Annotated in this window: 9 protein-coding genes; 7 read left to right on the top strand and 2 right to left on the bottom strand. The window is 35.2% G+C overall.

Annotated features, from left to right (window positions below):
• Positions 1-34 precede the first annotated feature (34 nt).
• On the bottom strand, positions 35-1,321 hold the full coding sequence (locus NYQ10_RS07300; RefSeq protein ID WP_289879577.1) for a UDP-N-acetylmuramoyl-tripeptide--D-alanyl-D-alanine ligase: 1,287 nt from the start codon (positions 1,319-1,321) through the stop codon (positions 35-37).
• A gap of 117 nt (positions 1,322-1,438) precedes the next feature.
• Positions 1,439-3,124, bottom strand: coding sequence for a gliding motility lipoprotein GldJ (gene gldJ / locus NYQ10_RS07295; RefSeq protein ID WP_289881013.1), 1,686 nt, complete (start codon positions 3,122-3,124; stop codon positions 1,439-1,441).
• A gap of 213 nt (positions 3,125-3,337) precedes the next feature.
• On the opposite strand from gldJ, the gene porU reads away from it, so the two are divergent.
• From porU to NYQ10_RS07260, 7 genes are all read left to right on the top strand, one after another.
• Positions 3,338-7,174: a type IX secretion system sortase PorU gene (porU, locus tag NYQ10_RS07290; RefSeq protein ID WP_289879576.1), complete on the top strand. Its 3,837-nt coding sequence runs from the start codon at positions 3,338-3,340 to the stop codon at positions 7,172-7,174.
• 43 nt (positions 7,175-7,217) lie between these two features.
• On the top strand, positions 7,218-8,423 hold the full coding sequence (gene porV / locus NYQ10_RS07285; RefSeq protein ID WP_289879575.1) for a type IX secretion system outer membrane channel protein PorV: 1,206 nt from the start codon (positions 7,218-7,220) through the stop codon (positions 8,421-8,423).
• A gap of 76 nt (positions 8,424-8,499) precedes the next feature.
• Positions 8,500-8,982 carry a cytidine deaminase gene (cdd, locus tag NYQ10_RS07280; protein WP_289879571.1) on the top strand — a complete coding sequence of 161 codons (483 nt, stop codon included), beginning with the start codon at positions 8,500-8,502 and terminating at the stop codon, positions 8,980-8,982.
• A gap of 160 nt (positions 8,983-9,142) precedes the next feature.
• The gene (gene pdhA, locus NYQ10_RS07275) at positions 9,143-10,141 is read left to right on the top strand and encodes a pyruvate dehydrogenase (acetyl-transferring) E1 component subunit alpha (protein WP_223707312.1); all 999 of its coding nucleotides are present in this window, start codon (positions 9,143-9,145) and stop codon (positions 10,139-10,141) included.
• 5 nt (positions 10,142-10,146) lie between these two features.
• Positions 10,147-11,808, top strand: a complete 1,662-nt coding sequence (locus tag NYQ10_RS07270) for a pyruvate dehydrogenase complex dihydrolipoamide acetyltransferase (protein ID WP_289879567.1) — start codon at positions 10,147-10,149, stop codon at positions 11,806-11,808.
• A 91-nt stretch (positions 11,809-11,899) separates the two neighbouring features.
• Positions 11,900-13,747 carry a hydrolase/aminopeptidase gene (locus NYQ10_RS07265; RefSeq protein ID WP_289879566.1) on the top strand — a complete coding sequence of 616 codons (1,848 nt, stop codon included), beginning with the start codon at positions 11,900-11,902 and terminating at the stop codon, positions 13,745-13,747.
• A 564-nt stretch (positions 13,748-14,311) separates the two neighbouring features.
• Positions 14,312-14,842 (top strand): carboxymuconolactone decarboxylase family protein, encoded by a 531-nt coding sequence (locus NYQ10_RS07260; RefSeq protein WP_289879565.1) that lies wholly within the window; start codon positions 14,312-14,314, stop codon positions 14,840-14,842.
• Positions 14,843-14,884: the final 42 nt, after the last annotated feature.

The raw sequence follows: 14,884 nt of genomic DNA, 5'->3' as shown, positions 1-14,884 counted from the left end.
GAAAAAAGCCATCAGCCGCAGCTGATGGCTTTTTTTATGAAATATACTCTAAGGAACGTTCTAAAGCCATTCCGCGTGAGCCTTTTATTAATATTGTATTTGAATTAAATTCATAGTTTTTAAGGTATTCTGCAAACAAATCAAAGGTTTCAAAAAACTGAATATTTTCATTTGAAACTTTATTTGCATAAAAAGCTTTTCCAATCAAAAAGCATAATGCTTGTTTTTGATCTGCCAGCGAATCAACTAAAACTTTATGTTCGTAAAGACTTTCGTCTCCTAATTCGAACATATCACCCAAGATCATAATTTTATTCTTTTTATCCAATTGAAGAAAATTAGTAATCGCCACAGCCATACTGCTTGGATTTGCATTATAAGCATCTAAAATAATCTCATTTGAGCCTTTTTGCATCATTTGAGATCTATTATTCGCTGGAATATAATTTTCAATAGCGCTCTTTATATCGCTTTCCTGAACTTCAAAGTATTTACCGATTGCGACAGCTGCATTAATGTTATTTGAATTGTAAAGACCAATTAAATGAGATTCTATTTGAAAGTCATTGTAATTAATAATCACAAACGGATTTGCTTCAATTTTCTCGATATTTAAATCTGCCTTGGGGTTTTTAACTCCAAACGTAAACGATTTAATATCTTTAGATTTCTCAACCTGAATTGCGTCTTCAAGATTTACAAAAACAGTTTTCTGATTTGCGGCAAGATATTGATACATTTCGCTTTTTCCGGCTATAACACCTTCAACTCCGCCAAAACCTTCTAAATGTGCCTTTCCGAAGTTTGTGATGTAACCAAAATCTGGTTGCGCAATCTGGCAAAGAAATTCAATTTCTTTTTGATGATTAGCTCCCATTTCAACAATTCCGATTTCCGTTTCTTTGGTAAAAGAAAGCAAAGTTAGTGGTACACCAATATGGTTATTTAAATTACCTATTGTTGCTTTTGTTTTAAACTTTTTAGACAAAACAACATTGATCAATTCTTTGGTAGTTGTTTTTCCGTTACTTCCAGTTAATGCCACAATTGGCAATCCCAAATAAGAGCGATGAAATTTTGCCAGCTCTTGAAGCGTTTCTAAGCTATTTTTAACCAAAATAGTCCTTTCATCAATAAAGTAAGATTCATTATCTATAACAACAAATAAAGCACCTAAATCTAAAGCTTCTTTAGCAAATGTATTAGCATCAAAATTTTCGCCTTTAATTGCAAAAAACATTGAATTCTTTTCAATCTTTCTAGTATCAATAGAAAGCGAACTGCATTGTAAAAACAGGTTATGAATGTCTTGAATATTCATTTATAATTTTTTTAATAGATGATAAAAGTAGAAAAAAAACAATAAAAAAATTCCAAATTCCAGACTGAATATTCAGCTTTTGGAATTTGGAATTTTTTATATTAGAATTTCTAACTATTAGTTTCTAGGTGATTTTCTTTTTTCAGCTTTAGAACCTACTCTAGACATTGCACATCTAAATCCAATGTAATCAGTTGCCATATCTTGAGGGAAATATCTTCTTTGAGCTGGATCTAACCAATAAGCTCTATCTCTCCAAGAACCTCCTTTATAAACTCTTACTTTATCATCGATTAAAGTAGTACGTTTACTAGAGTTGTCATATTTTCTGATCATTTTACCTAAACTGTCTGTTGTAACATTATGTTTAGGAGAATTGTACATTGCTTGATCAGCTTTAGACCCAGATTCTGAATCTCCAAAATCAAAATATCTAGAAGATTGTTTATCACCATCTCTGTAGTTGATATTATTACTTTGGCTAAAGTTTGTTCTCAAATATGTTTCTTGATCATCAACTGGCACTTGAGCAATTTCTCCTGGAAGATTTCTTGCAATAACTTTACCGTTACTTAAAGTGTCATATTTAATTGTAGAAGTTGTAACAATTTCTACTTTACCGTCTTTACCAATTTTATTTTTAGCATATTGATTTCCTCTGTAGTAGTTAAAATCGTTTGCTTCATTATCAATAATAGGTCTGTAAACATCGGCAACCCATTCTGCAACGTTACCTGCCATATCGTATAATCCGAAATCGTTTGGTGCATAGCTTTTTACAGAGTTTGTGATATCTGCTCCGTCATCTGACCAACCTGCAATTCCACCGTAATCACCGTTTCCTTGTTTAAAGTTAGCCAATTGATCTCCTCTATTTTTACGTTTTGAAGAACGAGTGTAATCTCCAGACCAAGGATATTTCTTTTGTCCTTTGTAAATGTTGTATTCTCTTTGTCCAACATCTGCAGCAGCTGCATATTCCCATTCTGCTTCAGTAGGAAGTCTGTATTCTGGCAAGATGATTCCTGAAGAACGTTGTGCGTACACATTTTTCTCCTCTGGCACTACACCATCTTTTCCTGCTTTAGGTCTTCTTCCTGTTGGGTTTTTCTTTAACACGATTTCTTCGCTACCACCACGTGATGTGCTAGGAGACATTAAGTAACCTTCAGTGTTAAATGCATTATCTGCACCAACTTCATTTGTTTTAGCTCCTTTTTTAAGGTAACCATTTTTTTCTAAAACAGCTTCGTTCACACGGTCTGTTCTCCATTTACTAAATTCAACTGCTTGAATCCAGTTAACACCAACTACTGGGTAATTAGCATAAGATGGGTGTCTTAAATAGTTATTAGTCATCGTTTCGTTGTATCCTAAACGATTTCTCCAAACAAGTGTATCTGGCGATGCACCTTCGTAAATATTCTTGTAATTTTCTTCTGTCGGTGGAAAAACTTTCTTTAACCACTCTAGGTATTCTAAGTACATACCATTTGTAACTTCGGTTTCATCCATATAGAATGATTGAACGTGTTGTTGGGTTGGCGTGTTATTCCAATCGTGCATAACATCATCCTGTACTTTACCCATTGTAAACGTACCTCCTTCAACAAAAACCAAACCAGGACCAGCCTGTTGTTTTTTACCTGCATTTCTAGCAGCAGTTCCATTCTGACTATCTACATCCCAGCCAGTTGCTCTCGAAGCGTGAGTGGAACTCGATTTTTTGCTACAACTAGCCGTGCCCAACATCAATACCATTGACATCATTAATTGCAAGGCTACAATTTTGTTTACTTTCATACTCATTCTTAGGTGATAAATTTAGGTGCTGCAATATAATAATTAACATTTAATTAGCAACATCCGTTCTAATAATTTTATTTCACTGTTTTTTTACCAGAAAATAACCTATAGTTACGAACGCAAAAATATACTTTTTATTATTACTATAACATGAAATACTATATTTTTACTTACTAAAATATTTTTAAATTAAACCCGTATTTTTGAAGCATGAAACGAGCGTTACAAATATATCTTTTTTTGCTTCCAATTATCTGTCTTTCTCAGATAAATGGGAACTTCACAGTAGATTGGCAAGGCAAAAAAGAGATGAACTACGGTGAACAAAAACTCATAATTCCGTATTTTTCTGGTAATAGTTTTCGCTTTGATACAGCTAAGAAAAGCATAACATTAATGCTTAATTTGAATCAATCTATCTTTTCTGGATCAAATTCAATACAAATCTCAAACGTCATTTACGAGCAAATTTCTGCTGCTGATCTGGGTGATTTAATTCAAAATAGCATTCCAGAAAAGCCAAATGAGTCGCTAAAAGTAGCTAATTCAAGAGGAAATCAGCAAGCTTTTTTAATTCTTTCGCCTATTATTAAGGACGGAAATGGCTTTAAAAGAATAAAATCTTTTTCTTATTCTTCGACTGCTGGAACTTCAAAAACAAACAATTCGTCACTTTCTCAAAAAAGCGCTGCAATTTCAAATTCTGTGTTAGCTTCTGGCGATTGGTATCGTTTTTATGTTGAAAAATCTGGCGTTTATAAAATTTCTCGATCTTTTTTGCAAAGTCTTGGTTTTGACGCTTCTAAAGTTGATCCGAGAAGAATAAAAATCTATGGAAATGGCGGTCGAATGCTTCCTTTAGCAAACAATATTTATTATCCAGAAGATTTAATTGAAAATGCGATTCAGATTTCTGGAGAAAGCGATGGCGTTTTTAACAATGAGGATTTCATTCTTTTTTACGCCGAAGGAGTTGATAATTGGAACACCGAAAGCCAAACCAACATTAATCTATATAGCACAAAATCTTATTATTACATTACAAGCGGAGGAAATGAAGGAAAACGAATTTCAAATCTAATTCAGCCAACTGGAATTGCAACATTAGAACTTAACACGTTTGATGACTATCAATCGCACGAAACCGACTTAACAAACATCGCGCATCTAGGAAGACAATGGCTGGGAGAATCATTTGACATTAATCAAGAACAGGAATTTTCTTTTAATTTTCCAAATTTAGAAACTTCTGTTCCTGTCAAAATTGAAGTAAATGCTGCTTCTGCGGCTTACACCCCTACTTCATTTACAATTTCTTCAAACGGACAAAACATCGGAAACATTTCTTTTAACGCTTTAATCACCAGTTCTGACACTAAATATTACAACGGAAAATTACCTGCCAACACTACTTTTGCCGGAACTGACAATATTAAAATCAAACTCAATTACAATAATAATGGTGTTCCTGGCTCAAAAGGATATCTCGATTACATTAATTTAATTGCAAAACGAAGACTATTAGGCACCGGAAAACAATTCAAATTTCAATACGATTTGGCTGGCTCAACAATTGGCATTGTAAATTACACTATTGGAAACGCCGCAGCTATTTCGCAAATTTGGGATATCACAGACCTATATAATGTCTCAAAAATTGATAATGCGGGTCAATCTTCTTTTAGCTTCAAGGCAACTCTTGGCGAAATCAGAAAATATATTGCGATTGATGCGTCAGATTTTTATACTCCTTTAAAGGAAAGTCAATCGAAAATTGCAAATCAGAATCTTAAAGGGACATTACTTAAAAACAACCAAAACAGCTTTCAAGATGTTGATTATGTAATTATAACGCCAAAATCTCTAAGTTCACAAGCAGAAAAATTAGCAACTTTTCACCGAACCAATTCTAATTTAATTGTAAAAGTAATCGCTCTCGAGAATATCTATCAGGAATTTTCTTCTGGAAAACAAGACATTAGCGCCATTAGAAATTGCATCAAATACATTTACGACAATGCATCTTCTCCAGATAAAAGAATAAAATATGTCAATCTTTTTGGAGATGCTTCTTACGATTACAAAGACCGCATTACCAACAACACCAACATCGTTCCTATTTATCATTCCTTAAACAGCAATACCGTTGGCGAATCTTCTTTTGCATCTGATGATTTTTTTGGTTTAATGGACGCTGACGAAGGAAATATAATTTCTTTTTTTGGAGGAATTGATATTGCCGTAGGACGAATGCTGGTTTCTGACAATGCGCAAGCAAGTGAAATGGTAAATAAAGTACTGGAATATTACGATCTTAAATCCTACGGAAACTGGCGTAATAATTTTGTTTTAATAAGCGATGATTCCGACCAAAGTTCAGATGCGAGTTTGCAAGCTCGTCAAAATGCTCTAGCCGACGTTATCGCAACAGAAAAACCATTTTTTAATATTGATAAAATATTTTTAGATGCTTACACGCAAGAAGCTTCCGCTGGAGGCTCGCGTTACCCTAAAGCCAGAACAGATATTTTTAATGCTTTTGAAAAGGGCGCTTTAGTCTTTAATTATTTAGGTCATGGTGGTGAAGATGGTTTGGCAAGCGAAAGAATTTGGGAAAAATCAGATGGACAGAATTTAAACAACCAATATAAATATCCTTTATTTATAACCATTACTTGCGAATTTTCGCGTTTTGACGACCCAACACGTCCAACCGCTGGCGAATATACTTTTTGGAATCCAAAAGGGGGCGCTATTTCTATGCTTACAACAATTCGATCAATTGGACAGTTTAATGCTGAGAACTTCAATGACAGCTTAAGCAGAAACTTACTATCTTACGGCTCAAATCAATACAATACCATTGCAGAAACGCTTCGAATCTCAAAAAATGAAAATCCGAGTTCTTCAAGCAATGTTATTTTTTATCTGGGCGATCCTGCTTTAATGCTTGCAATTCCGAAGCCAAGAATTAATTTAACGAAAGTAAATGATATTGCTGTTTCGCAACCAATTCCAGATTTTAAGTCTCTTTCAAAAATTAAAATTTCAGGAGAAATAACAGACGAGAACAATACTCTTTTAAGTAATTATAATGGAGAATTGGCTACTGCCATTTTCGACAAAATGATTACCACTTCTACATTAAACAATGACGGGAATAGTCCAGCAATGCAATTTAAAACTTTAGGAGAAACTATTTTCAGAGGAAATGCTTCTGTAACCAACGGGCAATTTGAATTTAGCTTTGTTGTTCCAAGAGATATTCGAATTCCTGTTGACAACGGCAGAATCAGTTTTTATTCTAAGAAAAACGAATCATTAGAAAACCAAACTGGTTATAATAATGTTATTAAAATTGGAGGAATTAACGAAAATGCACCTCAGGACAATATTAGCCCAAAAGTTAAGTTATATATGAACGACGAAACTTTTGTATCTGGAGGCATTACAAATGATTCTCCTTTCCTTCTGGCTTTCCTAGAAGACGAAAACGGAATTAATACAGCAAGCGGAATCGGACATGATATTGTAGCAATTTTAGACGGAGATGTGAGCAATCCTTACATTTTGAATGATTATTATCAAACAAAATTAGATGATTATACCAACGGAAATTTACGTTTTCCGTTTAGAAATTTATCTCCAGGATTGCATACTATAAGTTTTACTGCATGGGATGTTTACAACAATCCTGTTACGAGTGAAATTCAGTTTACGGTTGTAGGAGATGATTCGCTAACACTGTCGCACGTTCTTAATTATCCAAATCCTTTTTCAACCTATACGCAATTTTGGTTTTCTCACAATAGACCTTACGAACCTTTAGATGTGCAGGTTCAGGTAATGACTATTACAGGAAAAGTAGTTTGGACAAAAAATCAGACCATAACTACAGAAGGATTTTTATCGCGCGACATAACATGGGACGGAAAAGATGATTTTGGAGATAGAATTGGAAAAGGAGTATATATTTACAAACTCACTGTAAAATCAAATTTAACAAATAAAAAAGCAGAAAAATACGAAAAGCTTGTCATCCTATAATATTATATATATTTGCATCACCAAAAAAAATTTAGTCCCACCAATGAAAAAAATATCACTTTTATTAATCTGTTTTTTTATTCTCTGTAGCTTACAAGCTCAAGAATCAAGACCCATAGTTACAGGAGTTCCATTCTTAATGGTAGCTGCAGATGCTAGAGCAGCAGGTTTAGCCGACCAAGGTGTCGCTACTTCTGCAGACGTTTTCTCTCAACAATGGAATCCAGCAAAATATGCCTTTTCAGAAGATGCTCAAGGTCTTTCTATCAGTTACACTCCATACTTAACAGATCTTGCTAATGACATTTCTTTAGGACAATTAACGTATTACAACAAAATCAACGAAAAAAGTGCTTTTGCAACTAGTTTCCGTTATTTTGGTTTTGGAGGAATTGAACTAAGATATACAGGAGATCCAACAGAACCAGTTCGCGAAGTTAATCCAAACGAATTCGCACTAGACGGATCTTACTCTCTAAAATTGAGCGAAAAATTCTCAATGGCAGTTGGCGCTCGTTTTATTAACTCTAATTTAAAAGTTGCTTCAGAAGATGTAGACGCAAGAGCAGCAAAATCTTTTGCAGTTGATGTTGCCGCTTTTTACCAATCTGAAGAAATTGCTTATCAAGATTTCAATGGTAGATGGAGAGCCGGAATTAACTTTCAAAATTTAGGACCAAAAATCAGCTATGATAATGATGATATTAGCTCAAACTTCTTACCAGCTAATTTAAGAGTTGGTGGAGGATTTGATTTCATTTTTGATGATTATAATAAACTTACAGTAAGCGCCGAACTTACCAAATTATTAGTACCAACTCCTCCAGGAATCGGAACTCCTGTTGACGGAAATGGTGATGGCGACTACGATGATCCCGAAGACATTTCACAAGCGCAAGCAACCAATAACGGATATCAAAAATACAATGATATTGGCTGGTTTGAAGGGATATTCAAATCTTTTGGAGATGCCCCAGGCGGATTCAAAGAAGAAATGAAAGAGGTTACTTATAGTCTTGGAGCTGAATATATGTACCAAGATTCGTTTGCAATGCGTTTAGGATACTATCATGAAAGTCCAGAAAAAGGAGCAAAACAATTTTTCTCTTTAGGAGCAGGATTTAAATATAACATCATGAAAATTGATGTATCATATCTATTCTCAGCATCAAAAATAAAAAATCCTTTAGAAAATACGCTTCGTTTCTCTTTAACGTTTAACTTTGGAGATAAATACGAAACGTATTAAAAACAGAAATAAAATAAAAACAACTTAATCCAAATTCCTAAATAAGGGAATTTGGATTTTTTTTCCTCGATAAAAAATGAAAGAAATCAATATAACAACTTCTTTTACAATATTTGAAAACCTAAACGAGCTCCCAACCGACATTCAAGAACTAATGAATCAGGCGGTTGAAATAAGAAAAAAAGCTTATGCACCTTATTCTAAATTCAGAGTTGGAGCCGCTTTACTTCTAGACAATGGAAAAGTTATTTTAGGTTCGAACCAAGAAAATGCTGCTTATCCTTCTGGACTTTGCGCAGAAAGAACAGCAATCTTTTATGCAGGAAGCGCATATCCAGAGGCAAAAATCCTAAAAATGGCTATTACAGCAGCCTCAGACACTAATCAGACTACAGCTCCAATTCCACCTTGTGGCTCTTGCAGGCAATCGATTGCAGAATATGAAATAAAACAAGATACACCAATTGAAATCTATTTTATGGGCGAAATTGGAGAGGTTTACAAATCATCATCACTGAAAAATTTACTTCCGTTGATGTTCGATAAAAAGTTCTTGTAAAAAAAAGCCAAAAAGTATCGTTTAAATTTTAGTTCTTAAATGTAATGTCTTATTTTTGCATCCCGACCTTTCGGGCGCAAATTTGTGGGAGGAAACTATTTTGCGTTACAGGCAACAATAATCGATAACACAAACAACTTTAGCAAAAGAAAGAATTCAGATGAAAGAAGTTACAAAAGAGGTATATTTAAAGTGGTATGAGGACATGCTACTTTGGAGAAAGTTTGAAGACAAACTTGCAGCATTATACATCCAACAAAAAGTTAGAGGTTTTCTACACTTATATAATGGTCAAGAAGCTGTATTAGCAGGTGCATTGCACGCTATGGATTTGACCAAAGATAAAATGATTACTGCTTACAGAAACCACGTTCAGCCAATTGGTATGGGAGTTGATCCTAGAAATGTAATGGCAGAGCTTTTAGGAAAAGCAACAGGAACTTCTAAAGGTATGGGAGGTTCTATGCACATTTTCTCTAAAGAGCACCGTTTTTACGGAGGACACGGAATCGTAGGTGGACAAATTCCGGTAGGAGCAGGTTTAGCTTTCGCTGATAAATATTTCAATACTGGCGGGGTTACTATGACTTACTTTGGTGACGGTGCTGCTAGACAAGGTTCTCTTCACGAAGCTTTCAACATGGCTATGTTATGGAAACTTCCAGTTGTATTTATCGTTGAAAACAACGGTTATGCAATGGGAACTTCTGTAGAAAGAACTGCAAACCATACTGATATCTGGAAATTAGGTTTAGGTTATGAAATGCCTTGCGGACCTGTTGACGGAATGAACCCTGTAAAAGTTGCTGAAGCAATGCACGAAGCTATCGAAAGAGCACGTCGCGGAGACGGACCAACTTTCCTTGAAATGAAAACGTACCGTTACAGAGGACACTCTATGTCTGATGCACAATTATATCGTTCTAAAGAAGAGGTTGAAGAGTACAAAAAAATTGACCCAATTACACAAGTTCTTGATGTAATTATGGATCAAAAATATGCTACAGCTGAAGAAATAGAAGTAATTGACCAAAGAGTTAAAGACTTAGTTGAAGAATGTCAGAAATTTGCTGAAGAATCTCCATACCCAGACTTACAACAATTATACGATGTAGTATACGCACAAGAAGACTATCCATTTACACCTCATAAATTATAAGAATTATGGCAATTAAAGTAACTATGCCTCGTTTGAGCGATACAATGACGGAAGGAACGGTAGCGACTTGGCTTAAAAAAGTAGGCGATAAAGTAAGCGAAGGCGATATCTTAGCTGAAATTGAAACAGACAAAGCAACAATGGAGTTCGAATCTTTTAACGAAGGAACTCTTTTACATATCGGAATTCAAGCTGGAGAAACTGCTCCTGTTGATTCATTATTAGCTATCATTGGTAAAGAAGGAGAAGATATTTCTGCTCTTTTAGCTGGTGGTGACGCTCCTGCTGCTAGTTCCGAAGCTTCGGAACCAAAAGCAGATACTCCTGCTGCTGAAGCAAAAACTGAAGCTGCTGCTCCTGCAAAAGCAGCAACTGAATTACCAAAAGGAGTTGTAGTTGTAACTATGCCTCGTTTGAGTGATACAATGACTGAAGGTACTGTAGCAACTTGGTTGAAAAAAGTTGGCGATACAGTTGCTGAAGGAGATATTTTAGCAGAAATTGAAACAGACAAAGCGACTATGGAGTTTGAGTCTTTCAATGCTGGAACATTATTATATATCGGAATTCAGGAAGGAAACACTGCACCTGTTGACAGCTTATTAGCTATCATCGGACCTGCAGGAACTGACATTTCTGGAGTTGCTGATAACTTTACTGCTGGAGGCGCTGCACCTGCTCCCGAAGCTTCGGGACCTGCTGCTGAAGAAAAAGCTGCTCCTGCTGCTGAAAAAGCACCAGAAGCTGTTGCCGAAACTTCAAACGGAGGAAGAATTTTAGCTTCTCCTTTAGCTAAAAAAATCGCTTCTGATAAAGGAATTTCTTTAAACCAAGTGAAAGGATCTGGAGAAAACGGACGTATCGTAAAAAGCGATATCGAAAACTTCACTCCATCTGCTCAAGCTCAAACTGCTGCTTCTGCACCAGCTGCTAAACAAGAAGCATCTGCACCTGCTGCACCAAAAGTATTTGTTCCTGCTGGAGAAGTTTACACAGAAGAGATCAAAAATTCTCAAATGCGTAAAATCATTGCAAAACGTCTTTCTGAATCTTTATTCACTGCTCCTCACTACAACTTAGTGATCGAAGTAAGCATGGACGAAGCTATGGGAGCAAGAGCTGCTATCAATAGCGTTCCAGATACAAAAGTATCTTTCAACGATATGGTAATCAAAGCTTGTGCTTTAGCATTGAAAAAACATCCAAAAATCAACTCTACTTGGAAAGAAGATGCTATCATCATCAACCACCACGTAAACATTGGTGTTGCTGTAGCTGTTGAAGACGGTTTAGTAGTTCCTGTATTGAAATTTACTGATGCTATGAGTTTATCTCAAATTGGTGGTTCGGTAAGAGATCTTGCTGGAAGAGCTAAAAACAAAAAATTAGGACCACAAGAAATGGAAGGAAGTACTTTTACAGTATCTAACCTTGGTATGTTTGGTATTACTGAATTTAATTCAATTATCAACCAACCAAACTCTGCTATCCTTTCTGTAGGTGCAATTGTTGAGAAACCAGTAGTTAAAAACGGTCAAATCGTAGTTGGAAACACAATGATGTTATCATTAGCATGTGACCACAGAACAATTGATGGTGCAACTGGAGCTCAGTTCTTACAAACATTAAAACAATACATCGAAAGCCCAGTTACAATGTTGGCGTAATCTTTGTTAATTTTATAATTAAATCCCGTTTTGTTTATTCAAAGCGGGATTTTTTGTTTAATTTTCATTCTCAAATTCAAAACCTCATAAAATGAAGAAACTAATTCTTTTAGCTTTATTTCTGACAGTAATTGCTTGCCAGAAAAAAGAGCAAACAGAAAAAACGACTGTTGTTATAGACGAACACAGTTACTCTAAACCTGAACTTGCTGTTGCAAAACACCTTGATCTTGATATTAAAGTTGATTTTGACACACAAACTATTTCAGGAAAAGCATCATGGACAATTGACAACATCAGTAAAGGAAACGAAATTATTTTTGACGAAAACACTTTAAACATTACAAAAGTAACCTTAGGTGACGAAGAAAAAGAAACCAAATTCGAACTGGGCAAAGATGTTGAATTTCACGGAAAGCCACTTCATATCACTATTGAACCAAACACGACTAAAGTAAACATTTACTACAGCACAACTAAAGATGCTATAGCATTGCAATGGCTTAAGCCAGAACAAACTGCCGATAAAAAGAAACCTTTCTTATTTTCACAAGGTGAAAGCGTTTGGTCAAGAACATGGATTCCATGTCAGGATTCACCTGGAATTCGTTTTACTTATAATGCAAAAGTTAAGGCTCCTAAAGATTTACTGGCCGTTATGAGTGCTGTAAATCCGCAGAAGAAAAATGATACTGGAATTTATACTTTCAAACAAGACAAAGCGATTCCGTCTTACTTGATGGCAATTGCCGTTGGAGATATCGAATTTAAAGCAATTGACAATAGAACTGGAGTTTATGCAGAACCATCTGTTTTAAAAAGTGCTGCTTATGAATTTTCTGAATTAGGAAAAATGGTAAATGCAGCAGAAAAACTATATGGACCTTATCGTTGGGGACGTTATGATGTTTTGGTTTTACCTCCAAGCTTCCCTTATGGCGGAATGGAAAATCCAAACTTGACTTTCTTAACTCCAGGAGTAATCGCTGGAGATCGCTCGCTTACAAGTTTGCTTGCACACGAATTAGGTCACAGCTGGAGCGGAAATTTAGTTACCAACGCAACTTGGGATGACATTTGGCTAAATGAAGGCTTTACAACTTATGTTGAACACAGAATTGGAGAAGCCATTTTTGGAAAGAAAGAATTCGACATGCAAAATGTTATCACTAACAAAGAATTGATAGATAATGTTGCGGAATACGGAGACACAAATCCAGATACGAGATTAAAAGTTAGTCTTACGGGAAGAAACCCAGACGACGGAATCAGCCAAATTCCTTATGTAAAAGGTTACGCTTTTTTAAGAGTTATTGAAAATGCTGTCGGACGTGCTAAATTCGATCCGTTTATTAAGAATTATTTCGATTCTCATGCTTTCCAATCAATCACAACAGAAGATTTTATAAAGTATTTAAATGAAAATCTTATCAAAGGAGACAAAGCTTTAGCGGATAAAATTCAATTAGACAACTGGATTTACAAACCAGGAATTCCATCGAATATTCTTCCAGTAAGTTCAGCTGAATTTGATGCTATCGATGCCATTCAAAAAAGCTGGAGAGAAACAGGCGTTGCAGGTTTAAGCAAAAAAATCACAACTACAGCGGAAAAACAACACTTTATAGATCATCTTCCAGCTGATATTAATGCAAAAGAAATGGAAGCAATTGATAAAGAATTCAATTTTACAAAAGGCGGTAATTTTATCATCAAACGTCAATGGTTTGTTCAGGCAATTCGTCATCAATACAAAGCTGCCAATCCTGCAATTGAGCAATTTTTAATTGGAATCAGCAGAACAGGCTCTGTTATGATGCTTTACAAAGAAATGGTTAAAACTCCTGAAGGAAAAGTTTGGGCAAAACAGGTTTTTGACAAAGCAAAATCTGGTTATCATGCTACAACTATTCAGGCTGTTGAAGGCGTTTTGAAATAAGATTTTTTAGAATAGAATTTTAAAAATAGGTTGTTCCCAAAAAGAACAACCTATTTTTTTTCGTCTTATTTGTCATTTCGACGAAGGAGAAATCTCCACAAGAAACTCTACAAAGATTGCGGATATTCTATACGAAGCTACTCGCGGAGATTTCTCCTTCGTCGAAATGACAAGATTGTCGAAGAACTTCGCCGTGAACTTTGTCAAAGTTTCAAACTTTGACAAAGTTTTACTACTCATAAGACTTATGATTCCTGACAAACTACCCGAAAACATTCTTATGAAACCTGTATTAGCCCAGATTGTAGTGGAAAGCCCGGAGTTCAAAAGCCTTATTTTTCTTGCCAGAAAACAGCGACCAACGGAAGCTCGTTTTATGGTTTAGAAAAATAAGGCTTTTAAGCGAGGACTTGAAGCGGAAAGCTGGATTAGCTCCTGAAAAAAATGAGAGGGAAAATTATCCATCACATAGCGTACATTCTCCATGTTCTAAAATCTGTAATCGTTGCAACTTTGTAATGTCAAAAGACAACAACAAATAACAACTTTAAAAAATTAAATAAAATGACACGATTAACAGCATTAAACCCAGAAGAAGTAACAGGAAAAACTAAAGATTTATTCAACGCAGTTCAGGCAAAATTAGGCGTTGTACCAAACATGATGCGAACAATGGGAAATTCTCCAGCGGTTTTGGAAGGATATTTAAACTTAAGCGGCGCATTGAGCCACGGAAAATTAAGTGCAAAAACTGGCGAATTAATCGCATTAGCAGTTTCAGAAAGCAATTCTTGCGATTACTGTTTAGCAGCTCACACTTTTATTGGAGAAAAATTGGTAAAAGCAGATCCAGCAGTTTTAAAAGCAGCAAGAACAGGAAATTCTGATGATGCAAAGACAGAAGCGATTTTACAATTGGCTAAAACATTAATCAGCAAAGGTGGCTTGGTAAACGATGATGATGTGAATAAAGCCAAAAATGCAGGCGTTTCTGATGCTGAAATTGCAGAAACTATTGGACACGTAGCTTTGAATGTATTGACAAACTACTTTAACAATGTAGCAAATACTGAAATTGATTTTCCAGCGGTTTAATCAAAAAGTACTTTTTCATTATAACAAAAAACAATTTATAAA

Origin of the sequence: Flavobacterium johnsoniae, assembly GCF_030388325.1 — a bacterium.
Classification (GTDB): domain Bacteria; phylum Bacteroidota; class Bacteroidia; order Flavobacteriales; family Flavobacteriaceae; genus Flavobacterium; species Flavobacterium johnsoniae_C.
The sequence above is the reverse complement of the archived record's forward strand: the minus strand, read 5'-3'. Positions and strand labels throughout refer to the sequence as shown.

Bases quoted from the DNA above. Each gene is read 5' to 3' on its own strand.
- porU (WP_289879576.1), top strand. From the start codon at position 3,338: ATGAAACGAGCGTTACAAATATATCTTTTTTTGCTTCCAATTATCTGT.
- NYQ10_RS07270 (WP_289879567.1), top strand. From the start codon at position 10,147: ATGGCAATTAAAGTAACTATGCCTCGTTTGAGCGATACAATGACGGAA.
- NYQ10_RS07265 (WP_289879566.1), top strand. From the start codon at position 11,900: ATGAAGAAACTAATTCTTTTAGCTTTATTTCTGACAGTAATTGCTTGC.
- pdhA (WP_223707312.1), top strand. From the start codon at position 9,143: ATGAAAGAAGTTACAAAAGAGGTATATTTAAAGTGGTATGAGGACATG.
- cdd (WP_289879571.1), top strand. From the start codon at position 8,500: ATGAAAGAAATCAATATAACAACTTCTTTTACAATATTTGAAAACCTA.
- porV (WP_289879575.1), top strand. From the start codon at position 7,218: ATGAAAAAAATATCACTTTTATTAATCTGTTTTTTTATTCTCTGTAGC.
- NYQ10_RS07300 (WP_289879577.1), bottom strand. From the start codon at position 1,321: ATGAATATTCAAGACATTCATAACCTGTTTTTACAATGCAGTTCGCTT.
- gldJ (WP_289881013.1), bottom strand. From the start codon at position 3,124: ATGAAAGTAAACAAAATTGTAGCCTTGCAATTAATGATGTCAATGGTA.
- NYQ10_RS07260 (WP_289879565.1), top strand. From the start codon at position 14,312: ATGACACGATTAACAGCATTAAACCCAGAAGAAGTAACAGGAAAAACT.